Source organism: Streptomyces sp. NRRL S-350, assembly GCF_000719705.1.
In the GTDB taxonomy this organism is placed as follows: Bacteria; Actinomycetota; Actinomycetes; order Streptomycetales; family Streptomycetaceae; genus Kitasatospora.
Genome location: NZ_JOHO01000052.1, coordinates 50,683 through 73,396 on the forward strand (window position 1 = coordinate 50,683; position 22,714 = coordinate 73,396).

22 protein-coding genes are annotated in these 22,714 nt (G+C 75.7%); 9 read left to right on the forward strand and 13 right to left on the reverse strand.

Annotated elements, in window-relative coordinates; all coding sequences use genetic code 11:
* Positions 1-2: 2 nt before the first annotated feature.
* Both IF30_RS0131580 and IF30_RS0131585 read right to left on the reverse strand, forming a co-directional pair.
* On the reverse strand, positions 3-1,496 hold the full coding sequence (locus IF30_RS0131580) for an SDR family oxidoreductase (protein ID WP_030244838.1): 1,494 nt from the start codon (positions 1,494-1,496) through the stop codon (positions 3-5).
* Positions 1,497-1,769: 273 nt separating this feature from the next.
* A complete protein-coding gene (locus IF30_RS0131585; RefSeq protein WP_030244841.1) occupies positions 1,770-2,420 on the reverse strand; it encodes a TetR/AcrR family transcriptional regulator in 651 nt (216 codons plus the stop codon).
* Positions 2,421-2,522: 102 nt separating this feature from the next.
* Here IF30_RS0131585 and IF30_RS0131590 point away from each other — a divergent pair, with 102 nt between their 5' ends.
* Positions 2,523-3,254 (forward strand): hypothetical protein, encoded by a 732-nt coding sequence (locus IF30_RS0131590; protein ID WP_030244843.1) that lies wholly within the window; start codon positions 2,523-2,525, stop codon positions 3,252-3,254.
* A 174-nt stretch (positions 3,255-3,428) separates the two neighbouring features.
* On the opposite strand, the gene IF30_RS0131595 is transcribed toward IF30_RS0131590, so the two are convergent.
* Together IF30_RS0131595 and IF30_RS0131600 are read right to left on the reverse strand one after the other, a co-directional pair.
* Positions 3,429-4,526, reverse strand: a complete 1,098-nt coding sequence (locus tag IF30_RS0131595; protein WP_030244846.1) for a hypothetical protein — start codon at positions 4,524-4,526, stop codon at positions 3,429-3,431.
* 211 nt (positions 4,527-4,737) lie between these two features.
* Entirely contained in the window at positions 4,738-5,328 is a 591-nt protein-coding gene (locus tag IF30_RS0131600) for a lytic polysaccharide monooxygenase auxiliary activity family 9 protein (RefSeq protein WP_030244848.1), read from the reverse strand.
* 341 nt (positions 5,329-5,669) lie between these two features.
* Between IF30_RS0131600 and IF30_RS0131605 the strand changes: the two genes are divergently transcribed.
* The 5 genes from IF30_RS0131605 (at position 5,670) to IF30_RS0131625 (ending at position 11,767) form a co-directional block, all read left to right on the forward strand.
* A complete protein-coding gene (locus tag IF30_RS0131605) occupies positions 5,670-6,131 on the forward strand; it encodes a MarR family winged helix-turn-helix transcriptional regulator (RefSeq protein WP_030244850.1) in 462 nt (153 codons plus the stop codon).
* Between the two features lie 260 nt (positions 6,132-6,391).
* Complete coding sequence (locus tag IF30_RS0131610) at positions 6,392-7,579, forward strand: MFS transporter (RefSeq protein ID WP_030244853.1); 1,188 nt, start codon at positions 6,392-6,394, stop codon at positions 7,577-7,579.
* Between the two features lie 34 nt (positions 7,580-7,613).
* Positions 7,614-8,087: a GlcG/HbpS family heme-binding protein gene (locus IF30_RS0131615; protein WP_078891860.1), complete on the forward strand. Its 474-nt coding sequence runs from the start codon at positions 7,614-7,616 to the stop codon at positions 8,085-8,087.
* A 226-nt stretch (positions 8,088-8,313) separates the two neighbouring features.
* Positions 8,314-10,605, forward strand: a complete 2,292-nt coding sequence (locus tag IF30_RS0131620) for an MMPL family transporter (protein ID WP_030244857.1) — start codon at positions 8,314-8,316, stop codon at positions 10,603-10,605.
* Between the two features lie 58 nt (positions 10,606-10,663).
* Positions 10,664-11,767, forward strand: a complete 1,104-nt coding sequence (locus IF30_RS0131625; protein ID WP_030244860.1) for a carboxylate-amine ligase — start codon at positions 10,664-10,666, stop codon at positions 11,765-11,767.
* Positions 11,768-11,813: 46 nt separating this feature from the next.
* On the opposite strand, the gene IF30_RS0131630 is transcribed toward IF30_RS0131625, so the two are convergent.
* Both IF30_RS0131630 and IF30_RS48170 read right to left on the reverse strand, forming a co-directional pair.
* Positions 11,814-13,037, reverse strand: a complete 1,224-nt coding sequence (locus IF30_RS0131630) for a PP2C family protein-serine/threonine phosphatase (protein ID WP_051711654.1) — start codon at positions 13,035-13,037, stop codon at positions 11,814-11,816.
* Between the two features lie 118 nt (positions 13,038-13,155).
* The gene (locus IF30_RS48170) at positions 13,156-13,374 is read right to left on the reverse strand and encodes a hypothetical protein (protein ID WP_030244864.1); all 219 of its coding nucleotides are present in this window, start codon (positions 13,372-13,374) and stop codon (positions 13,156-13,158) included.
* Positions 13,375-13,542: 168 nt separating this feature from the next.
* Here IF30_RS48170 and IF30_RS48175 point away from each other — a divergent pair, with 168 nt between their 5' ends.
* Both IF30_RS48175 and IF30_RS47060 read left to right on the forward strand, forming a co-directional pair.
* The gene (locus tag IF30_RS48175) at positions 13,543-14,622 is read left to right on the forward strand and encodes a YihY/virulence factor BrkB family protein (protein WP_051711656.1); all 1,080 of its coding nucleotides are present in this window, start codon (positions 13,543-13,545) and stop codon (positions 14,620-14,622) included.
* 54 nt (positions 14,623-14,676) lie between these two features.
* Positions 14,677-15,459, forward strand: a complete 783-nt coding sequence (locus tag IF30_RS47060) for a hypothetical protein (RefSeq protein WP_051711658.1) — start codon at positions 14,677-14,679, stop codon at positions 15,457-15,459.
* Between the two features lie 15 nt (positions 15,460-15,474).
* On the opposite strand, the gene IF30_RS50415 is transcribed toward IF30_RS47060, so the two are convergent.
* Positions 15,475-16,707: a mechanosensitive ion channel domain-containing protein gene (locus IF30_RS50415; protein ID WP_078891862.1), complete on the reverse strand. Its 1,233-nt coding sequence runs from the start codon at positions 16,705-16,707 to the stop codon at positions 15,475-15,477.
* Between the two features lie 285 nt (positions 16,708-16,992).
* Between IF30_RS50415 and IF30_RS0131655 the strand changes: the two genes are divergently transcribed.
* On the forward strand, positions 16,993-17,358 hold the full coding sequence (locus IF30_RS0131655) for a PRC-barrel domain-containing protein (RefSeq protein ID WP_030244875.1): 366 nt from the start codon (positions 16,993-16,995) through the stop codon (positions 17,356-17,358).
* Positions 17,359-17,475: 117 nt separating this feature from the next.
* Here the strand turns inward: IF30_RS0131655 and IF30_RS0131660 are convergent, their stop codons facing one another.
* From IF30_RS0131660 to IF30_RS0131685, 6 genes are all read right to left on the reverse strand, one after another.
* Complete coding sequence (locus tag IF30_RS0131660) at positions 17,476-17,955, reverse strand: ATP-binding protein (RefSeq protein WP_030244878.1); 480 nt, start codon at positions 17,953-17,955, stop codon at positions 17,476-17,478.
* Between the two features lie 132 nt (positions 17,956-18,087).
* A complete protein-coding gene (locus IF30_RS0131665) occupies positions 18,088-18,492 on the reverse strand; it encodes an STAS domain-containing protein (protein WP_051711659.1) in 405 nt (134 codons plus the stop codon).
* A gap of 128 nt (positions 18,493-18,620) precedes the next feature.
* A complete protein-coding gene (locus IF30_RS0131670) occupies positions 18,621-19,523 on the reverse strand; it encodes an RNA polymerase sigma factor SigF (protein WP_078891863.1) in 903 nt (300 codons plus the stop codon).
* A 242-nt stretch (positions 19,524-19,765) separates the two neighbouring features.
* Positions 19,766-20,065 carry a DUF7701 domain-containing protein gene (locus IF30_RS47065; RefSeq protein WP_030244883.1) on the reverse strand — a complete coding sequence of 100 codons (300 nt, stop codon included), beginning with the start codon at positions 20,063-20,065 and terminating at the stop codon, positions 19,766-19,768.
* Complete coding sequence (locus tag IF30_RS0131680) at positions 20,062-20,547, reverse strand: RipA family octameric membrane protein (RefSeq protein WP_037901757.1); 486 nt, start codon at positions 20,545-20,547, stop codon at positions 20,062-20,064. Before IF30_RS0131680 ends, IF30_RS47065 begins: the two co-directional genes overlap by 4 nt.
* A 131-nt stretch (positions 20,548-20,678) precedes the next feature.
* On the reverse strand, positions 20,679-22,714 hold a 2,036-nt coding region (locus tag IF30_RS0131685; protein WP_051711660.1), incomplete at its 5' end, for an NB-ARC domain-containing protein.

The window sequence follows — 22,714 nt, forward strand, 5'->3', positions numbered from 1 at the left end:
GGTCAGGCGGGGCGGCGGGCGCGGTCGGTGATGTTGCGGGCCATGGCGCCGAAGACCAGGCCGTGGAAGGGGGCGATCGCCCACCAGTAGGCGTGTCCGGCCAGGCCGTGCGGGTGGAACAGGGCGCGCTGGTGGTAGAGCGCGCCGCCGTCCCCGTCGGGGGTGACCCGCAGTTCGAGCCAGGCCAGTCCCGGCAGGCGCATCTCGGCCCGCAGGCGCAGCAGCCGGCCCGGCTCGATCTCCTCGACCCGCCAGAAGTCGAGGGCGTCGCCGACCCGCAGGCGGTGGCGGTCGCGGCGGCCGCGGCGCAGTCCGACGCCGCCGGCCAGCCGGTCGAGGGTGCCGCGCAGGGTCCAGGCGAAGGGGAGGGAGTACCAGCCGTTGTCGCCGCCGATGCCCTCGACCACGCGCCACACGGCCGCGGGTTCGGCGGCCACGCGTCGTTCGCGCAGGTCCTGGTAGAGGCTGCCGCCGGCCCAGTCGGGGTCGGTGGGCAGCGGGTCGCTGGGGGCGCCGGGCAGGGAGGCGGAGGACCAGCGGGTGGCGACCTCGGCGTCGCGGATGCGGCGCAGGGCGAGTTCGACGGCGCGGTCGAACCCGGTCGGGCCGCCGGGCGGGTCGGGGAGCCAGCGGGCGATGTCGTGCTCGTGGCAGACCACCTCGTGGCGCAGGGACTCCACCAGTGGGCGGGCGAGCGGGCCGGGGACGGGGGTGACCAGGCCGACCCAGAGGCTGGACAGGGCCGGGGACAGGACGGGCACCGGCACGATCAGCCGCCGGGGCAGGCCGGCCACCGCGGCGTAGCGCTGCATCATCAGGCGGTAGGTCAGCACGTCCGGTCCGCCGATGTCGAAGGCCCGGTCGGCCTCGGGCGGCAGGGACGCGGCGCCGACGAGGTAGCGGAGCACGTCGCGGACGGCGACGGGCTGGATGCGGGTGTCGACCCAGCGGGGGGTGACCATGGCGGGCAGGCGCTCGGTGAGGTAGCGGAGCATCTCGAAGGAGGCGGAGCCGGAGCCGATGATGACGGCGGCCCGCAGTTCGGCGACGGGCACGCCGGCGGTGCGCAGGACCCGGCCGACTTCGGCGCGCGAGCGCAGGTGCGGGGAGAGTTCGGCTTCGGGTACGCCGGCGGGCAGCAGTCCGCTGAGGTAGACGATCCGGGTCACCCCGGCCGCGGCGGCGGCCCGGGCGAAGGCGCGGGCGGCGCGCCGGTCGGTGTCCTCGAAGTCGGGGCCGGTGCCGAGCGAGTGGACGAGGTAGTAGGCGGTGTCGACGCCGTCGAAGGCGCCGTCCAGGCTCTCGGGCCGGGTGACGTCGCCGGTGGCGGCCTCCACCTCGGCGCGCCACGGCTGGTCGCGCAGGCGCCCGGGGTCGCGGGCCAGGCAGCGCACCCGGTATCCGGCGGCCAGGAGTTCGGGCACCAGCCGTCCGCCGATGTAGCCGGTGGCTCCGGTGACCAGGCAGCGCCGTCCGGTGGGGGTTCGCTCGTCCACCTTCCGCTCCTTTCCTCGCGCGGGTCCGCCGCCCTGCCGCCCCGCGGCCTCGTCGTTCGAGGGCGGCGTCGTGGGCGGCGGGGGCGGGGGCGGTCCCGGCCGCGAGCCTACGGCGGGGCGGCCGGGCTCGCCGGGCGAGCGCGCGACGGGGTGGCCGGGCGTCCGCGGGCCCGGGCGTTTCGCGGGTCGGGCGTGGTGTCGCCGGCCGGGGCGGGGGCGGGCGGGCCCGCGCCCCGGCGCGGGGTGCCGGCCCGACCGCCGCGGGGGCGCAGGTCAGGGGCGGCCCGGGGCGGACGCCGGGATCCGGGCCTCGATGCCGTCGCAGAGCAGCCGCACGCTCTGGACGAACTTCTCGTCCAGCGCGCGGGCCGAGGTCGACGCGGCGGCCACCGTCAGCGGGAAGCGTTCGTGGACTTCGGCGACGGCCCGCGGGGTGACGGGCACGGCGGGCGGATCGCCCTGCTCCTGCAGCACGAACCCGGTGACGTGGCTGAGCAGCGCGTCGGCGGCGACCGCGCACGTGGCCTGTGGTACCCCGGCGTCCCCCAGGGTCCGCAGCAGCCGCTCCATCAACGACAGTGCCCCCGTGCTGAGGACCTTCGGGCTGTCGGCGAACAGGGCGGCGCCGCCCGGGTGTTGCCGGATGCTGTGCCGCAGGGTGACGGCCTGGGCCTCCAACCGGCGCTTCCAGTCGGCCTGTTGGGGCAGGGCCGCCAGCGCGGCCGTGCCCGCGTCGTAGGCCTGGCGGGCGAGCCGGTCGGCCATCAGCTGGAGCAGGGCGCCCTTGCTGGGCACGTGGTAGTAGAGGCTGCCGGCGCGCGCGCCGAGCCGCTCCGCGACCTTTCGCATGGAGAGTCCGTGATAGCCCGATTCGGCGAACACGCCCATGCCCGCGTCGATGATCCGGTCGGCGGTCAGCTTCACCGGGCGAGTGTACCGAGGCCTTTCAAACGATGTTTGAAATCTGCTCACCACTACCGCTAGGGTCGCGGTCATCGCAGGTCAAACAGGGGGATGGGGGCGGCGATGGACGCGATCGTGTTCAACGTGACCACGGCAGGTCTGATGGTGCTGATGTTCAAGGCCGGCATGGCCCTGATCGGGCCGGAGACCGTGAACCGGCGCGGGCTGCCGTGGGCCGCGGCCGGGCTGGCCGTGATCGCGATCGGCGCCGTGGTGACGCAGCTGTGCTGGTCGGGGGCGATGGACGCCTTCGACTCCGACCCCAGCAAGTCGGGCTGGTGGCGGGTGGTCACCTCGGTCTTCATGCAGAACGGCGGCCTCTTCGGAGGCGCGTGGAACATCGCCACCCTCGTGATCGTCGCCGCGCTCGCGGAGTGGTTCTGGGGCGCCCCCTTGATGCTGGGCCTGTTCGCCGCGGGCATCCTGCTGCCGGAGCACATCGACTCCCTCTTCGGGGAGGCCGACCGCACCACCGTCGACCCGCGCAACTTCGCCGGGAGCTCGGGCGCCACCTACTTCCTCGCCGCGACCCTGGCCGCCGCCCTCCTGCTGCGCGGCGGCGACGCGAAGGAGCGGCTGCTCGCGCTGGCCGTGCCCGCCGCCGGCCTGGCCATGTGGTTCGCCCAGTCCAACGGGCACGGCCTGGTGTCGGTGTACGGCTTCGTCCTCGGCGCCCTGGTCCGCCTCCTGGCCCGCCCGCTCGTGCGCCCCGACCGTCACCTGCAGGACCCGCCGCGGACGACCATGGCCTCGCTGACGGCCCTCGTCGGCCGTCGCCCCCGCCAGGCCGGCTAGGGCGGCCCGGCCGGACCGACCCGCCGGAACAGGACAGCACCGCCCCCGGGCCCGCGCCCGGAGCCGAGGCGGGCCGGCGCCCGTACGAATCCGGGCGCCGGCCCGCCTCTTCGCCGTCCTCCGCCCTGCGCCGTCCTCCGCCCTGCGCCGTCCTTCGCCGTGCGCGCCGCCGGGTCAGTACCGCAACGAGGCAGCGATCCGCCCGCTGTCGGCGAGGGTGTCGTCGGGGACGAAGCTGACCTGGGCGCCGGTGCCCAGGGCCCGCTCGATCACCTCGTCGACGATGTCCTCGCGGGCCCCGGGCAGGCCGCTCTCGGCGGGGACGAGGTGCTCGCCGTCGTCGCGGACGGTGGTGCGGTAGTTCTCCTCGACCACGAGCCGGGCGATCCGGCCCTCGCCGGCGGCCCGCCAGATCTCGTCCAGGCCCGCGGCGAACGCCTGGCGGCCGTGCGCCTTGTCGAGCAGGGCGAGGGCCTCGGCGACCTCGCGCCCGGCGTGGGCGCGCACGGCGGGCTCCACCACCTGGCGGACGGTCTCGGCGTCGGCCTGGGCGAGGCCGCCGTGCGGGATCTGCGCGGTGGCCTGCTGGGCGATCGCGCCGACGGCGTCCAGCAGGGCGAGTGCGCCGGCCTCGCCGACCACGTACAGCGGGCGGGGGTCGGCGGCCAGCAGCTTGCCGATCCCGGCGTCGGCCTGGCGCAGGAAGGTCTTGGTCTCCTCGTCGCGGAAGGTGCTGGGCGTGTCGCCGATGCGCTCCTGCCGTTCGGGGTCGGGGTTGTCGTGGACGCGCACCAGCGGGAAGCCGTCGCCGGTCTCCTCGCTGACCCGCTCCGGGGTGCCGCCCCACAGCGTCACCCGGTCGGCGGCGATCGCGACCACCCAGTAGGGGCGTTCGGCGGCGTGCGCGGCGACCAGGTTGCGGGTGAGGAAGGTGTCGGACACGACCACCCGGGCCGGGGCGGAGCGCCCGAGCGACCACACCTGGTGCTCGCCGGGCGCGGCGAGGATCGCCAGGCCGTCCTCGGCGTGCACCAGGTCGACCTCGGCCAGGGCCCGGTCGAGCTGCTCCAGCACGGCGATCCGGTCGGCGCGGGAGACCCGGGGGTCGGCCTGGACCTTCTCCTTCGCCTCGGCCATCAGGTTGCGCAGCCGGACCGGGTCCTGCGCGTTGTCCGGCTCCCGGCGGTGCGTGGGCATCAGGATCGACACCGCCGGGTAGGGCCGGGGCCGGCGCAGCTCGGCGAGGACGGCGGGGCTGAGGGCGGGGTGCATGGAGACCCTTTCCGAAGGCGGTTCGGCCTTCTGTGCGTGGACGCGCGAAGCCTGACGCTGCTCCCCCCGAACGCCCTCAATGTACCCAGCTGCGGCTTGTGCGGCGCGTGAGCGGCGGACCGGTCCCGGCGTCCCCGAAGGGTCTCGTGGGCGCGGCGTCCCGCCGGCGCGCGGCCCGGGCGGGCGGGCGCCGGCGGGACGCGGCGGTGGGTCAGAACGCGACGTCGGTGCAGGAGTAGAAGGCGTTGCCGGTGTCGGCGATCTCCCAGACGGCGACGATCACCTGGTGGCCGGTGCGGCCGGTGGGCAGGGTCGCGGTGTGGGTGGTGGTCGCGGCGGGCCGGCGGCCGTCGTAGGGGACGGTAAGGAAGGGGGTCAGGTCCAGCGCGGCCCGGGTGATCGGCCGGGACGCGTCGTAGCCGGGCTTGGTGAGGTAGTACGTGAAGTTCGTGGTGGCGTGGCGGGCCTCGATGTGCCAGGTGAAGGTGAGCTGTTGACCGGCCGTCACCCGGGTGGTGGGCCAGGCGCCGCCGCGCGGGTCGTCCAGCGGGGCCCAGCGGGCGTCCCCGCCGGCGCAGATGGTGCCGTCGACCGGGCCGCGGGCGGGGAAGCCCTTGGGGCCCTCGACGCTCTGCGGTTCCCACTGGATGTCGCCGCAGTCCCACGGGACGGCGTCGGCGCCGCAGAGCGCGGAGCGGCTCGGCGGCTGGTCGACGTAGCCGTGGGACTGGGCCGGTAGGGCCGTGGCGAGCGGCAGGGCGATCGCGGCCGCGGCGGCCGCGAGGAGGTGGCGTGTGCGCATGGTGCTCCTCCGTGGGGGTGGTGGAGTGTGCGCCCGGCGCGGGGCAGGCGTCCTGGACGTGCGCGTGGGGGTGCGCGGGGACGTGCGGGGCCGCCAGGGCATGGCATGCCCGCGCCAGACCGGTTGCCCGACACCGTAGGAGCCCGCCTCCCGCCCGTCAATGGTCTGAACCACTCCGCCGGCCCCCTCCGCCGACCCGCTCCGCGGAGCGCCGGGGGAACGCCCCCTCGAGGCGACCGGAAGCCTGGGGTGGTTGCGCAAGCGCTATACAGGCTCAAGCCGGTATTTCACCCCATGGCTTATCCTGGTACGGCACACCCTTCGGGAAGGAGGCCGGGCCCATGACCGCCACGGACCCCGCGCTCACCGCGCTCGCCAACGGCTGGGGCGCCCTGTCCCTCCTGCACAGCCGGATCGAGTCGCACATCGAGCGCGCCCTGCAGTCCCGCCACGGCCTGAGCGTGCGGGAGTACTCGCTGCTCGACGTGCTCAGCCGCCAGCACGACGGCGAGGGCGGCCACCTGCAGATGAAGCAGGTCGCCGACGCGGTCGTGCTCAGCCAGAGCGCCACGACCCGCCTGGTCACCCGCCTGGAGGACCGCGGCCTGCTGCTGCGCTACCTGTGCCCGACCGACCGCCGCGGCATCTACACCAACGTCAGCGAGGCCGGTCTGAAGCTCCTGCGGGAGGCCCGGCCCACCAACGACGCCGCCCTGCGGGAGGCGCTCGACCAGGCCGCGGCGAACCCCGAGCTGGCCTCGCTGGTCCAGGCGGTCGAGGCCGTGGACGCCGCCCGCCGCTGACCACCCCCGCCGCCCCGACCGGGCCCGACCCGTCCCCGCCGCCCCACGGCCCGGACGGGGTCGGGCCCGGCCGCGTTTCCGGGCCGGGCCGGCGCCCGCCCAGGAGCACGCCCGCGCCGCGCCCAGCCCCCGCCACACCCCCGCGCCGCGCCTCCGCGCCGCGCGCCAACCCGGCTGCGATTGCACTTATTGCGCGTCTGCAATTATTGTCGAAGCACGCTAGACGCTCACTCAAGCAATTACGGAAGGGTCGGGCCCCCATGCCTCTCGCTCTCCTCGCCCTGGCCATCGGCGCATTCGGGATCGGGACCACCGAGTTCGTGGTCATGGGCCTGCTGCCCCGGATCGCCGACGACTACGGCGTCTCCATCCCCGACGCGGGCCTGCTGGTCACCGGCTACGCCCTCGGCGTCGTCATCGGCGCGCCGCTGATGACCGCCCTGGGCACCAGGGTCAGCCGCAAGACCATGCTGATGCTGCTGATGGCCCTGTTCGTGGCCGGCAACCTGCTCTCCGCGTTCGCCCCGAACTTCCCGCTGATGCTGGCCGGCCGCCTGGTGACCTCGCTGGCCCACGGGGCCTTCTTCGGCATCGGGTCCGTGGTCGCCGCCGACCTGGTCGCCCCCGAGAGGAAGGCCGGCGCCATCGCCACCATGTTCACCGGGCTCACCGTCGCCAACATCGTCGGCGTGCCGCTGGGCACCTTCATCGGCCAGGCCGTCGGCTGGCGCACCACCTTCGGCGTCGTCGCCGCGCTCGGCGTGGTCGGCCTGCTCGGCATCGCCAGGCTGGTGCCCGCCCTGCCGCGCCCCGAGGGCGCCCACCTGCGCCGCGAACTGACCGCCTTCCGCAACCCGCAGGTGCTGCTCGCGATGGCGATGACCGTGCTCGGCTTCGGCGGCGTCTTCGCCGCGATCACCTACATCGCGCCGATGATGACCCGGGTCGCCGGCTACTCCGACGGCGCCGTCACCTGGCTGCTGGTGCTGTTCGGCGTCGGCATGTTCCTCGGCAACCTGCTCGGCGGCCGGTTCGCCGACCGCAAGCTGATGCCGCTGCTCTACACCACCCTCGGCGGGCTGGCCGTCGTGCTGGCGCTGTTCACCCTGACCGCGCACGACAAGGTCCTCGCCGCCGCCACCATCCTGCTGGTCGGCGCCCTCGGCTTCGCCACCGTCCCCCCGCTGCAGAAGCGGGTGCTGGACCAGGCCCACGGCGCCCCCACCCTGGCCTCGGCCGTCAACATCGGGGCGTTCAACCTCGGCAACGCGCTGGCCGCCTGGCTCGGCGGGATCGTCATCGCCGGCGGCCTCGGCTACACCGCCCCGAACTGGGTCGGCGCCGCCCTGGCCGCCTCCGCCCTCGTCCTCGCCCTGTGGTCCGCCGCCCTGGAGCGCCGCGCCCCCGAGCGCGAGACCGCCGCCCCCTCCCCCGTCCCGGTCCACTGACCGCCCCCACCCCCCACTCCGGAGGAACACCGCCATGAGCACCACCAGCACCACCACCAACACCACCACCGGCACCGGCACCGGCACCGGCGCCGGCACCACCGTCACCCCGCTGACCAGCGCCGACGCCGAGACCCTCGTCCGCGCCGCCCGCGCCGCCGCCGAGGCCGCCGGGGTCGCGGTCAGCGTCACCGTCCTGGACGCCGGCGGCCACCTGCTCGCCTTCCGCCGCGACGACCGCGCCGTGCTGATCTCCGGCGAGACCAGCACCCGCAAGGCCTACACCGCCCTGCAGCTGGACGCCCCGACCGCCGACCTGGTCGACCTGGTCAAGCCGGACGGCCCGTTCCACTCCCTGCCCACCGCGCTGGACCGCCCCCTACTGTTCATCGCCGGCGGCGTCCCCGTCCACCGCGACGGCCGCCTGATCGGCGCCCTGGGCATCGGCGGCGGCGCCCCCGGGCAGGACCACGCCTTCGCCGTCGCCGCGCTGGCGGAACTGCGCTGAGGGGCTGCCGCGCCCGTACCGGACGTCCTCGTCGCCCCGCTCGGCCGCGCGCCCCGCGTGCACGGTCCTGACGGGGCGGCGGGTCTCCCCCCGCCCCGCCGCGGCCCCGGGCGCCGTGCCGCAGCCGTAGGGGCGACTACCCGCCGGTACCCGTGGACGGTCCGGCCCCGCCGGGAACACTGCGCCGATCCGGCGCACCACCGCGCAGCAGCCCCGGGAGCCTCCCATGCCGCCGTCCGCCCGCCCCACCCCCTCGGCCGCCGACCGGCCGGCCAAGCGCGCGGCACTGCGCCGCCTGGGCGAGTGGTGCGCGCGCCACTCGCTGATCGTCATCGTGCTGTGGATCGTCGCCCTGGCCGGCGTCCAGGCCGCCAACAAGACGGTCGGCGGCACCTACTCGGACGACTTCTCGCTGCCCGGCACGCAGGCGCAGCAGGGCCGTGACGTGCTGCAGGCGCACGAGCCGGCCGCCGCGGGCACCAGCTCGCAGGTGGTGCTGCACGACGCCGCGCAGCTGGCCGGCTTCCAGCCGCAGATCGCCCAGGCGGTCTCCTCGCTCCAGCAGCTGCCGCACGTGATCGCGGTGCAGAGCCCGCTGCCGGCGCCGGGCCAGCCCGCGGTGCCGGGCGGGCCGCTGTCCGCCGACGGGCTGACGGGGTACATCACCGTCCGGTTCGACACGGCGCCGACCCTGCTGGGCACCGGCTACCTGGGCGGGGTGGACGCGGCCGTGGCGCCGTTGCGCCAGGCCGGCGTGCAGGTGGAGTACGGCGGTCCGCTGGGCGAGCTGGCCCGGCCGGCGCCGGACGACCGTTCCAGCGAGGCGATCGGCTTCGCGGTGGCGGTCGTGGTGCTGCTGGTGGGGTTCGGCAGTGCCCTCGCGGCGGGGCTGCCGCTGGTGACGGCGCTGTTCGCGGCGGTGGTGGGGCTGGGGGTGCTGGGGCTGGTCGCGGCGCTGTCCACGTTCGCGACCGTCGCGCCCACCCTGGCGACGATGATCGGCATCGGGGTGGGCATCGACTACGCGCTGTTCCTGCTGACCCGTCACCGGCAGAACCTGATGGACGGCGTGGACCCGGTCGCCTCCGCCGGGCAGGCGGTGGCCACCAGCGGGCGCGCGGTGCTGGTCTCCGGCTGCACCGTGATCATCGCGCTGTCCGGGCTGTCGGTGTCGGGCATCTCCTTCATCGCCAAGCTCGGCGCGGCGGCGGCCGTGACCGTGGTGTCGGCGGTGTTCGGCGCGCTCACCCTGCTGCCGGCGCTGATGGGGCTGATCGGGCGGCGGATGGACCGCTTCGCCGTGCGCCGCCCGATCGCCGAGGCCGGCGGTGCGCAGGGCGGGGAGGGCGGGAGCTGGCACCGGTACGCGCGGCGGGTGGAGGCGCACCCGTGGCGGTACCTGGTGGCGGGGGTGGTGGTGCTGGCGGTGCTGTCGATCCCGTTGTTCTCCATCCAGCTCGGCCACATCGGCGACGGCGCGGACTCCACCGACTTCACCGACCGGCGGGCCTACGACCTGATGGCCCAGGCCTTCGGGCCGGGCTCGAACGCGCCTTTGACGGTGGTCGTGGACCAGAGCGCGGTGGCGGCGCAGTCGCGGCCGGCGGTGCTGGCCTCGGTGCAGCAGGCGCTGACCGGCCTGCCCGGGGCGGCGAGCAGCACGCCGGTGCAGACCAGTGCGGACGGGGCGGTGCTGTTCGGCACCGTGATCCCGGCGAGCGCCCCGCAGGACCGCGCCACCACCGACCTGGTCAACCGCCTGTCGGACACCGTGCTGCCCGCCGCGGTGGCCGGCACCGGTGCGAGGACCTACGTCACCGGCAACACCGCGGCCCAGGTCGACTTCCTGGACATCGTGTCGAGCCGGCTGGTCCTGATCATCGCGGTGGTGGTCGGGCTGGCCTTCCTGATCATCCTGGCGGTCTTCCGCGGCCTGCTCGTCGCGGTCAAGGCCGCGGTGCTCAACCTGCTGTCGATCGCGGCCTCGTACGGGGTGGTGGTGGCGGTCTTCCAGTGGGGCTGGGGCGGGCCGGCGCTCGGGGTCGCGGGGAAGGTGCCGATCGAGAGCTACGTGCCGATGATGATGTTCGCGATCGTCTTCGGGCTGAGCATGGACTACGAGATCTTCCTGCTCTCGCGGGTGCACGAGGCCTGGCTGCGCACCGGGCGCAGCCAGGACTCGGTGGCGCACGCGCTGGAGATCACGGCCCGGGTGATCACCTGCGCCGCGCTGATCATGGTGAGCGTCTTCGCGGCGTTCATCGTCAGCGACAACGTGGTGATCAAGATGATGGGCCTGGGCCTGGCGGTGAGCGTGCTGGTGGACGCCACGGTCGTGCGGCTGCTGCTGGTGCCGGCGGTGATGACGCTGCTGGGCGCGGCGGCCTGGTGGACGCCGCGTTTCCTGGACCGGGTGCTGCCGCACATCGACGCCGAGGGGCAGAGCGAGGGCGAGGGCGAGGTCGGCCTGGCCCCGGCGGGCGGCCGGGGCGGGGCGGGGCGGCGAGACGGCGGGTGACCTGGGTGTCGTGCGCGTCGGGCCGCGTACAAAAGCCGGACCCGGGTAGCGGAACGGCATGCTGACACTCGGAGTCGAGGAAGAGTACCTGCTGGTCGACCCCCGCGACGGCACGCCGCTGCCCCGGGCCGCGGAGGTCCTGGCCACCGCCTCCCTGGCGCCCGCGCTGCGCCCCGCGGAGGCGCAGCACGAGCTGCTCCAGGTGCAGGTGGAGACCGCGACCCCGGTCTGCGAGGACCTGGCGTCCGTCGCCCGCCACCTGACCCGGGTGCGCGCGGGCCTGAGCGCGGCCGCCGCCCAGCACGGCTGCCGGATCGTGCCCGTCGGTTCGGCCCCGTTCGGGCCGGACGGCCGGGTGCCGGTCACGGACGCCGAACGCTACCTGCGGGCCCGCTGCCAGGCGCCCGCGCTGGTCGACGACCTGATGCTGAACGGCATGCACGTCCACGTGGGCGTCCAGGACGAGGAGGAGCGCCTGGGCGCCCTGGTGCGGCTGCGGCCCTGGCTGCCGGTGCTGATCGCGCTGAGCGCCAACTCGCCCTACTGGCGGGGGGAGGACACCCACTTCGCCAGCTGGCGCACCGTCCACTTCGACCAGTGGGCGGTCAGCGGCCCGCCGCCCGCCTTCCGCGACGCCGCCGACCACCGGCGGCGGGTGGCGGCGCTGCGGGCCGCGGAGGCGATCGCCGACGCGGGCCAGCTCTACTGGCACGCCCGGCTGTCCGAGCGCTACCCGACGGTGGAGGTGCGGGCCACGGACGTGCAGTTGACGGTCGCCGACGCCGAGCTGTTCGCCGGCCTGGTCCGGGCCCTGGTCACCACGGCCGTCCTGGAGGAGCGGGAGGGGCGCCCGCGCCCCGACACCCCCGACGAGCTGCTGCGCGCCGCCACCTGGCACGCCGCCCGCACCGGCGTGCACGGCCGGCTGGTCTCCCCCACCGACGGCACCGCCCGCCCGGCCGCCGCCGTGGTCGAGGAGCTGCGCGCCTACGTCGCGCCCGGTCTGGAGGCGGCCGGCGACACCGGCCGGGTGGCCGGGCTGTGGTGGGCCTTCGAGCGTGCGGGCAGCGGCGCCGACCGCCAGCGCCGCTGGTACCGCGAGCACGGCCGCGAGGGTCTGGCCGCGCACCTGGCGGGCTCCACCATGACCCGCACGCCCTGAGCCGTCCGCCGAGGCCGGGCGCGGCGCGCGGCTCAGGGCGTGCGGGTCAGGCCAGGCCGCCGACCGAGGGGAGGGAGACGGTGCTCAGGGCGGCGGGCTGCCACTCGATCATCATGATCGTGGCGTCGTCGGAGAGCGTGTTGTTCTGGTGCTCCAGGATGGCGTGGATGAGTCGGCGCAGCGCCTCGGGTGTCTCCTCGCCGGCGGCGGTGGCCCGGATGACGAAGTCGGTGAAGCGGTCGAGCCCGAAGAGTTCGCCGCCCGCGCCCCTGGCCTCGGTCACGCCGTCGGTGTAGACCAGCAGCCGGTCGCCCGGCTGGAGCCGGCAGCTCTGGACGGTGCGGGGCACGCCGGAGAACGTGCCCAGGCCCAGGGGCGGTTCCGAGGTGTGGGCGAGGGCGTCGCCGACGACCTGCTGGTCGCGGATCAGCAGGGGCTGGGGGTGGCCGCAGTTGATCCAGTGCAGGGCTCCGGCGGCCACGTCCAGGCGCAGCAGGATGCCGGTGGCGAAGCGGTCGGGCAGCCAGTGCTGCAGGGAGTCGTCGATGGTGGCGGCGAGGTCGGGCAGGTCGGCGCCGTTGCGCCGGGCGTTGCGGCAGGCGGCGAGGGCGACGGCGGCGGTCAGGCCGGAGGCGAGGTCGTGGCCCATGGCGTCGAGGACGGTGGCGTGCAGGACGCCGGAGGCCAGGGAGTGGTCGAAGGCGTCGCCGCCGAGGTCGTAGGCGGGTTCCAGGACGGCGGTCGACACGACCCGGTGGGTGCAGACGGTGCGCGGCGGCAGGAAGGCGCGCAGCATCTCCGCGGGCAGGCTCATGGGTTCCGCTCGGGTGCCCAGGGCGTAGCTGTCGCTGGTGTCGCGCTTGGAGGTGATCACCATGGCGAGCAGGGCGGCGAGCAGGCGGCAGCGGTGCAGTGCTTCCCGGTTGAGGTCGGTGGTGCTGAGGCACAGGACGCCGAGGCGTTCGGCTCCGTCGGCCATGGGGAACCAGGCCACCAGGCCGGTGTCGTCCTCGGTGACGCGCAGGGAGCCGGTGCGGAAGGCCCAGCCGGCGCTGGTGCCGTCGATCGGCAGGGCCGGGCCGTCGTCGATGGGGACGAGGCGGTGCTGCTGGATGTCGGCGAGGTAGACGGTGCTGGAGCCGATGCCGAGGGCGCGGGTGTACTGCTGGGCGATGGCCGGTACGTCCTTGGGATCGAGGGTGCGTCCTGAGGCGAGGAACCGTTCCAGCAGCAGCTCGGCGGGGCTGAGTGGCGGTGTCGGGTCGGCCATTCCTCCAGGGGAAGCCCTGTCGGTGGCGGACGCGACCGGAGGGCGCCGTCCGGCGGTGCCCTCGGGGGGCTCTGCCGGACGGCGCCCTGTCCGCCCTCTTTGTCCGTCCCGGCCGGTTCTACCCGGCGTCCTCGCCGCGTTCGTCGGGGTCGAGGCGGCGGGCCCGGCCGGGTTCGGCGGTGGTCGCGTCGCCCTGCTCCTCGGCGGGGGGCTCCTCGGTGGGGGTCTCGTCGGTGGGGGTCTCGTCGTGGGCGGGGCTCTCCTGCGCGGGAGTGCCGTCGTCCGTGTCGTGGTGCAGCGGCACGCCGCCCGCGCCGCCCTGGGGGATCTCGTTCACCGTCGGCTCCTTGCTCGGGTCCTTGCTCGGGGCTTGGTCGGGTCCTTGCTGGTGTCCTCGGTCGGGTCCCCGGTCGTGGCGGACTCGCCGGTCGTCTCGCGGATGCCCGGGGCGGCGCGCGGCAATCCGCCGGGTGTCGGTCTGCGCCGCAGGGGCAGACGCCGGGGCGTGAACCCGATCGAACGCGCCCTGCGGGGCGTGGACGGCTTCCAGCAGCGCCACCGGGCTCCCGGCGTGGTGATCGGCGTGGTGCGCAAGTACGGGGACGACCGGGGCGGGCTGCTGTCCGCGCTGATCACCTACTACGGCTTCGTCGCACTGATCCCGCTGCTGCTCCTGCTCAGCACCGTCCTCGGCTTCGTCCTGCACGGCCATCCCGGCGCCCAGCGCTCGGTGCTGGACTCCGCGCTCGCCGACTTCCCGATCATCGGCGACCAGCTGCGCCAGAACGTCCACTCCCTGCAGGGCAGCGGCCTGGCCCTGCTCATCGGCGCGCTCGGCATGCTGTACGGGGCGCTGGGCATCGCGCAGGTCCTGCAGCACGCGATGGCCGAGGTCTGGAACGTGCCCGGGGTGCAGCGGCCCGGCTACTGGCCGCGGCTGGTGCGCAGCCTGCTGCTGTTCGCGGTCCTGGGCACCGGGCTGCTGCTGGGCACGGCGGCCGCCTCCCTGGTCGGCACCGCCCTGGGCGGGGTGCCCGCCCGGATCGGGGGCCTGGTCGTGTCGGCGCTGGTGAACACCGCGCTGTGCCTGGCCTGCTTCCGGGTGCTCACCCCGCGGGAGGTCCCGACCCGGTTGCTGTGGCCGGGCTGCGCGATCGCCGGGCCGCTGTTCACCGTCCTCCAGGTGTTCGGCTCGCTGCTGGTCACCCACGAGCTGCGCCACGCGGGCCAGGTCTACGGCTTCTTCGCGACCGTGATCGGCCTGCTCTCCTGGCTCTACCTGGCCGCGCAGGTCACCGTGTACGCGGCCGAGACCAATGTGGTGCTCGCCCGCCGGCTGTGGCCGCGCAGCCTGCTGCAGCCGCCGCTGACGGACGCGGACGAGGCGGTCCTGTCCTCCGTCGCCCGGCAGGAGGAGCGCCGGCCCGAGCAGCGCGTCGACGTCTCCTTCCACGACGGGGAGGAGCCCGGGGAGCCAGGAGACACCGGGGGCACCGGCGCCGACGGCTCTGACGGCCCTGACAGCACCGGCGGCCCTGACAGCACCGGCGGCACCGAGCGCCCTGTTCGACCCGATTCCTCCTGATCCCTGCCGATCACTCCTGATTCGCCCCGGCCGGCCGCGGGCACATGCCCACGTATGGGCGAGCGACATCACAGCGAGCCGGACGCCGCGGTCGGCCGGGCCGAGGCCCTGCGCCTGACCGACGAGCTGCGTGCGGCGGCAGCGGAGGCACGCACCTCCGCCCTGGTACTGACCCGGCGGGTGCGCGCGGCGTACGGCGCCCGGGTCTGGACGGCGCTCGGCTTCCCCTCGTGGGGCGCCTACGCCATGGCCGAACTCGGCCTCTCCCGGCCGACGGCCTACCGGCTGCTGGACCTCGCGGCCGTGGCCGAGGCGATCGAGGAGACCGTGGAGCGCGAGGTCGGGCCCTCGCTCTCCCACACGTGGGACACCTGGCCGGTGCTGTCCGTGCAGGCGGTCGTCGACCTGCGCGGGCGCCTGGCCGAGCTGGCCGACCTGGTCGCCGAGCGGCTGGCCCGGGTGCGTGCCGAGGCCGGCCCCGGGCCGGTGCGGGCCGCCCTGGTGGGTGCCGCCGTCGCGGACGCCGTCACCGAGCTGCGCGAGCGCCCGGACGTGCCGCCCGTCGACCTCCAGAGCGTGCAGAGCCCCGAGGGCCACGACGTCGAGGCCTGGCGCGCCGTCGTCGCCCGGGGCCTGGAGGCGCAGCAGCGGCTGCTGGGCGACTTCCGGGAGCTGGGCCTGCTGGCCCTGCGGGTCGCGCCGGGCTACGTCTCGGACCACGACGCCGAGGCGGTGCTGCACCTGCTCGGGAAGGAGATCGGCAGCACCTGCGAGGAGCTGATGGCCGGCCGCCGCTACGCGCTGACCGGCGACGCCCGCGCGGTCGAGGGCCGCTGAGGTCGGCGGGGGCGGTCAGCGCCGGGGCGGTCCCCCTCGGCTGCGGGGTATGCCGTCGGCGCCCCCGGAAGCCCGGGGCACGGCGGCGTCCTCGGGCGGCCGGGCCGCGGCGTCGGCGGGCCCGGGGGCCCAGGGGGTGGCGTCGGCGGGCCCGGACGGCCAGGGCGCGGCGTCGGCGGGCCCGGGGGTGGCGTCGGCGGGCCCGGGGGTCGGGCGCCCGCCGGGCGCGTCCGTGACGGACAGGCGCGGCAGGGCGTACGGGTGGTGGTCGCGCAGGAAGCCGACGAGGTGTTCGCGCAGCTGGCAGCGCAGCTCGAAGGCGTCGGCGCCGTCGGCCGCGGTGGCCAGCACCCGGACCACGATGGTGGTGGGGGTGGTGTCGACGACCTGGAGGGCGCTGCCCTGGCCGTCCCACAGCTTGTTGTCGGCCAGGAAGGCGTCGAACTCCTCCCGCAGCAGCCCGATGGGGGCCTGGTGGTCGAGGTGGAGCAGCGCGGTGCCGGTGATCCGGCTGGAGCGGCGCGACCAGTTCTCGAAGGGGTGGCCGACGAAGTAGGAGATCGGCATCACCAGCCGGCGCTGGTCCCAGGTCTCTATCACCACGGCCGTCAGGGTGATCTCCTCCACCGTCCCCCACTCGCCGCCCACCACGACCACGTCGCCGATCCGGGCGAGGTCGCCGAAGGCCATCTGGACGCCGGCGAAGACGTTGGCCAGGGTGCTCTGGGCCGCCACGCCCGCCACCACGCCGACCAGGCCGGCGGAGGCGAGCAGGCTCGTGCCGATGCCGCGCACCGCCGGGAAGGTCATCAGGACCGCGCCCAGCGTCACCAGGGCGACGATCGCCTGGCCGATGCGGCCGAGCAGGTCGGCCTGGGTGCGGGCGCGGCCGGCCCACGCCGGGTCGCGGCGGTGCACGGCCAGGCGCAGGGTGCTGTCCACGAGCAGGGCCACGACGCGGGCGCACAGCCATCCGCCGGAGGCGATGGCGAGGATCACCGTCAGGTGGCGCAGGGCCTCGCCGGCGGCGGGCGGTGCGGCGACCCACGGCAGGGCGCCGAGCAGGAGCAGGCACGCCGTCAGGCCCAGGATCGGCAGCCGGCACCGGCGCACCAGTCTCGGTACGCCGGCGGTGCCCGCGCGGACGGCCAGTCGCCGCACCGCGGTCTGGGTGATCCGGTCCAGGCCGTACGCGAAGAGGGCCGCCGCGGCGCTCGCGAGTGCCAGGCGTACCAGACTCCACCACATCGTCCGTTCTCCCCTTCCGCCCCGGGCGTTGCGCCCGGGCCTTCCCGCCGGTCCTTCCCGGCGGGCCGCGCGTTCCGGGCGGCGGGCGGTTCGCGCCGCGTGGGCCCGGTGTCGTCCTGCTCGCCTATCCCGGCCGGGCGCGGCCATGCCTGCCGACGTGCCGTCAGGGCGCGGCGGGCCGGGAGCGGGGGTGGCATGGAACGGGCGGGTGGGGGCAGCCGGTCATCGCGCGTGCGCGCAGGGCCGGGCGAACGCCCGGCCCGTGGCCGTGGAAGGGAGACGGGCATGAGTGGGAACGTCGACATCTGGGAGTTCCGCAGTGATTCCGGCCACACCGCCGGGACGGACCTCATCGGGTTCCACGTGGAGGCGCAGGACGGCCCGATCGGCAAGGTGGACAAGCTGTCGGAGGAGGTGGGGACGCAGTACCTGGTGGTGGACACCGGTCCCTGGATCTTCGGCAAGCGGGTGCTCCTGCCGGCCGGCACCGTCACCCGGATCGAGATCGCGGAGCAGAAGGTGTACGTCGACCGGACCAAGGAGGAGATCCGCCGCAGTCCCGACCTGGAGGAGGGCCGGGGGGAGGCGGAACTCGACGTCCGGGACCGGTACGGGCTCTACTACGCCCCGTTCTACACCCGCATCATCTGAGCCTGCGACGGCCCGCGGCCCGCGGGCCGTCGAGCGGCCGCCCCGCGTACGGCGCCGTGCCCGGTGAGGGGGCTCCCTCGCCGGGCACGGCGCCGTGGGGTGGTAGTTGGCGGTGGGTCAGTCGCCGGCCAGTCGCCCGGCGTCGACCTCGGCCCAGATCGTCTTGCCCTGGCTGTGCGGCTCGGCGCCCCAGCGGTCGCAGGTGCGCTGCACGATGAACAGGCCGTGGCCGCCGGGCAGGGACGGCTCGTGCGGGCGCTGCGGGGTGGGCATGGCGGGGCTGCGGTCGCTGACCTCGACCCGCAGCCGGGCCCTGGTGGCGTCCAGGACGAGCTCCAGCGGGCCGTCGCCGTGCAGCATGGCGTTGGCGACGAGTTCGGCGACCAGCAGGACGACGTCCGCGGCGGGGCCCTCGTGGGCGTCGACCGGGTGGGAGGACGCGTACCAGTCGCCGAAGGCCTGGAGGGTGAAGGCCCTGGCCCTGGCGACCGGCTTGGGGAGCCCGGCCAGGGTCAGCCGTCTGCGTTGGCCGCCCGGGGGCAGCGCGGGCCCGGCCCGGTGCGGATCGCCGTCCAGGGTCCCCCGGCTCATCGTCATGTGAGGGCACCCTTTCGGATCGGCGGCGGTTGTCGCATGGTCGGTTTCCCGGCGCTTTCCGGATTATGCACCGCCCGGGCCGCGGGCCGTGGCCGGAATACCGCCTCCGGTGCGGAAGCCGGCCGTCCGGGTTCAGGCGGCCGGCGCCGCCAGGGCCGCCTCGACCGACCGGTGCAGGGAGAACACCGCCTGCGCGCCGGTCAGTTCGAGCACCCGCATGACGGTGGGCGACACGGCGGCCAGGTGCAGGGCCACCCCCTGCTCCCCCGCCGCGAGGCGGGTCCTGAGCAGCAGGTTCAGGCCGGAGGAGTCGCAGAAGTCGACGCCTTCCAGGTCGATCACCATCGCGCTGGGGCGCTGCGCGAGGAGGGTGGTGAGGGCGTCGGCGGCCGGCGCGAGCGTCTCGATGTCGAGGTCGCCCACGAGGACGCACACCACCGCCCCGGACGCCGCGGTGCGGGCCCGCACCGCCAGCTCCGCCCGGGGCGGGGAGGCCGAGAGCGCGATCTCCCCGTGGTCGTTGTCCGATGGCGTCATCGTCTTTCCCCTCCGTGTCCGTGCCCTCCGACCTTACGGAGGTCGCGTCCGTCGGCCAAACAGGGGGTGCTGGACCGGGCCCGCCCCGGGCGGTCGCGGCGCGGCGCGTGGTTCGCCGCGGCGCGCGGTCAGCCTTCCTGCAGTCCCTCGCGCAGGTGCCGCAGGGTGCGGCTGAGCAGCCGGGAGACGTGCATCTGGGACAGTCCGAGGCGGGCCCCGATCTGGGACTGCGTCATGTCCTCGCAGAAGCGCATCGAGAGGATGAGCCGGTCGCGCTCGGGCAGGGCGGCGACGAGCGGCTTGAGCGCGACCAGGTCCTCGACGAGGGAGAGGTCCCGGTCGTCCTCGCCGAGGCGCTCGCCCAGGGGGCCGGGGCGGTCGTCGTCCTCGGTGCCGGTGTCCAGGGAGCCGGCGGTGTGCCCGTTGGCGGCGGTCAGGCCCTCGACCACCTCCTCCTGGGAGAGGTCGAGGTGGTCGGCCAGTTCGGCCACCGTGGGGGCCCGGTCCAGCTTCTGCGACAGGCTCTCCTGGGCGCGGGCCAGGACGATGCGCAGCTCCTGGAGGCGGCGCGGCACGTGGACGGCCCACGTGGTGTCGCGGAAGTGGCGGCGGATCTCGCCGAGGACGGTCGGCATGGCGAAGGTGGTGAACTCCACGCCGAGGTCGGGGTCGAAGCGGTCGATGGCCTTGATCAGGCCGACCGCGCCGACCTGCAGCAGGTCCTCCTGCGGCTCGCGGTGCGCGTTGAAGCGGCGGATCGCGAACCTGACCAGGGACAGGTTCATCTCCACCAGGGTGGAGCGGACGTAGGAGTACTCCCGTGTCCCCTCCTCCAGGGTGGCGAGCCGTCGCAGCAGCACCTTGGTGAGCTCACGGGCGTCGGCCGGGGCGATCTCGCGCAGGTCGTCGACCGTCGCGAGCTGCGGCGGCAGCAGGTCCCTCAGCCCTCCGTCGGGAACCGTCGGACGGGGCGAGGGCACGCCCGTCGACAGGTCGGCGGAAACGGGCAGTACACCAGTGGGGGCGACCATTGGAGTCCCTTCCTCGTGTCGGCACGGTCGAACGCCCCGGCTACCCGGTGGCGGTCGATCGATGCCGGTCCCACGCGTGAAGGTTTTGTGAAAGGGCAGCGAATACCCGAGGGGCCGCCGGGGAAACCTCCCGGACGGCCGCGCCACCCGATGAGCGCACGGCGCCGGGCCCGCCCGCGGGGGCCTGCCGGCCGGGGCCCGACGGGGCCCAGCGGGCGGCGCTCGCGGGCCCGGCGGCGCCGTCAGGCCGTGGGGTGGCGGAGCCGGCGGGCGGCGGTGCGGATGGCGAGGGTGTAGGGGGCGTCCAGGGCGCGGGTGGGGGCGTCGAGCTCGGTGAAGGGCACCAGGGCCCGGTGGCTGTCGTCGCTGGCCTGGGTCCAGGCGGTCCAGGCGTTGTGGACGTCCTCGTCGGTGACCTGCTCGCCCTTGGCCTGCAGCAGGACGGCGTAGATCCGGAAGAGGTCCTCCGAGCCCGCGGGAGGTCTCGCCTCCGAGGGCAGGCAGGCGCGGATGAGGTCGGCGATCGGATCGAGGTGGCTCATGCAGACAGTGTGCCGGTGACCAGGGTGCCGGTGAGCAGGATCAGGTGCGCCACCGCGAAGACCACCGGCACCGCCCGCTCGGTGGTGCCGAGTTCGGTGTAGTGCTTGCGCCACCGGCCGCTGCGCGCCACGCTCCTGAGGGTCCGCCACTCGTCGGTGTAGATGCGCGCCGCGAGCTCCTCCTCCAGCCGGTTGATGACCTCGAACTTGGCCGCGTTGAGGTCCCGGTAGCTGCACAGCTGCAGCCACCAGGCGACGGAGAGGGTGCTGCCGGCCAGCGCGACGGCCGTCGGCACCCACCACGGGGACTCGGAGAGCCGGGGTATGCCGAACCCGATGAGGGTGACCAGGGCGGTCTGGACGGACAGGAAGTAGGTGTTGGCGACGCCCCGGCGGGCCGAGATCCGGTCGGCCATCTCCACCGCGAGCTTGTAGAGCTCCAGCAGTTCGCTCGAGCGGTCCGGTTCCGGCGGCACGGTCATCGCGACTCCCTGGGCGAACGGGCGGCGGGCGGCGGGCGGCGGGCGAACCGTTCGGGTGCGGTGGCACCTCGCCGACGCCTGACCCGACGTCACCTTCCCTTCCGGGGGCCCGTTCTACCGGCCGGAAGCGGTCAGCGGGCCCCCGCGCCGTACGATCCGGCGGTCGCGGGGGCCGTCGCGAAGGCGGGGGCGGGGGCAGTGGTGGCGGGGGCGGTCGCGGCGGTGGCCGTCGCGGGGGCGGTCGCCGCGGGCGGCAGGGCGTGCAGGGCGGCGAGGGCGTCCGACTCGCCTTCGCCGAACTGGTGGGCCCGCGCCGCCCGGACGGCCGCGTTGAGGTGGAGGGCGGCTTCCTCCCGGTGGCCGGTGGCGGCCAGGGCGCGGCCGTAGAGGACCTGCAGCAGCACCCGGCGGGCGGCCGGGAAGGGGGGCTCGGCCACGGCCAGGCCGCGGGCGGCGTGGTGGGCGGCCTCCTCGGGGGCGCCGGCGTCCAGGCACGCGCGGGCCAGGTGCTGGCGGGCGAGGGCGACGAGGTCGGCGCGGTCGGCCCGTTCGGCCAGGACGAGGGCCCGGGCGAGCAGGCCGCGCACCCGCGTGTTGCGGCCGTAGCGGCCCAGGGCGACGGCCAGGTTCATCAGGGCGACGGCCTGCGCGGTGCCGTCCCCGGCCAGGGCGGCGAGGTCGGGGGCCCGTTCCAGGTGCGCGAGGGCCTGCTCGTGGCGCCCTTCCTCCAGCAGGACCCAGCCCAGCAGCGCCCGGGCGCGGGACTGGGCGCCCGGATCCCGGTCGGCCTCGGCGGCGGACAGGCCCTGTTCGAGCAGCGGCACCCAGCCGTCCCTCACCTGCCACACGATCAGCGGCCACTGCAGCAGGACCAGGCGCCAGGCCCGGTCGTGCAGGCCCGCGGCGACCGCCGCCTCGACCGCCCCGCGCAGGGTGTCCCGCTCGGCGGCGTACCAGGCGAGCGCGCTCTCCCGGTTCGGGAAGGGGCGCACGTCCGCGGGGCGCCGGGTGCCGGGCGGCAGGGCGCAGCACGGTTCGCTGCCGGGCTCGGCGGCGTCGCAGGCGGCGACCAGGGTGTTCAGGAGGTGGTCGAGCAGGCGCGGCAGCACGTCGGGGTCGGTGTCGCCGGGCAGGGTGCGGGCGTAGAGGCGGACCAGGTCGTGCAGGGTGTAGGCGTCCCGGCCGATCTCGACGATGAGGTGGGCGGTGGCGAGTTGGCCGAGTGCGCCGGCGGCGTCGGCGGTGCGGCAGTCGGCGAGGGCGGCGGCGGTGCGGCTGTCGAGGGTGGTGCCGGTGTGCGCGCCGAGCCGGTGGAACATCCGGCGGGCCGGTTCGCCGAGGTGCTGGACGGTGAGGGCGAGGGCGGCGGCGACGCTGGTGTCCTCCATCTCCAGGAGCCCCAGGCGGTCCTGCTCGTCGGCGAGTTCGTCGGCGAGGACGGCCAGGTCGCGGGCCGGGCCGGTGGCCAGGCGGGCGGCGGCCAGGCGCAGGGCCAGGGGCAGGCCGTCGCACAGGCCTGCCAGCCGGGCGGCGGCCTCGGGTTCGGCGGCGACGAGGTCGGCGCCGAGGGTGGCGGCGAGCAGGGTGACGGACTGCGGGGACGAGAGTTCGGCGAGCGGGACGGGGCGGGCGGCGTCGGAGGCGACCAGGCCGCCGAGCCGGTCGCGGCTGGTGACCAGGGTGACGCAGCCGTCGCCGTCGGGCAGCAGGGGGCGGACCTGGTCGGAGCGGCGCGCGTTGTCCAGGACGATGAGCATCCGGCGGTCGGCGGTCAGTTCGCCGTAGCGGGCGGCCATGGCCTCGGGGGTCGCGGGCATCTGCTCGGCGGGCAGGCCGAGGCCGAGCAGCAGTTCGCGCAGCACGGCCGGGGTGGAGCGTTCGGGCAGCGGGCTGTGGCCGCAGAGGTCGACGAAGAGCCGGCCGTCGGGGAAGGCGTCCTGGCGGCGGTGGGCCCAGTGGACGGCGAGGGTGGTCTTGCCGACTCCGGCGCCGCCGGTGACGACGGCGATCGCGCCGGGGGCGGCGGTGGCCCGGTCGAGCGCGGCCAGTTCGTCCTCCCGGCCGGAGAAGCCGCGGGGGCGCCGGGGGAAGGGCCAGGGGGCGCAGCGCAGCGGGCGCGCGGCGGGCGGCGGCGCGGGAGCCGGTGCGGGGGCGGGGGCTGCGGGGG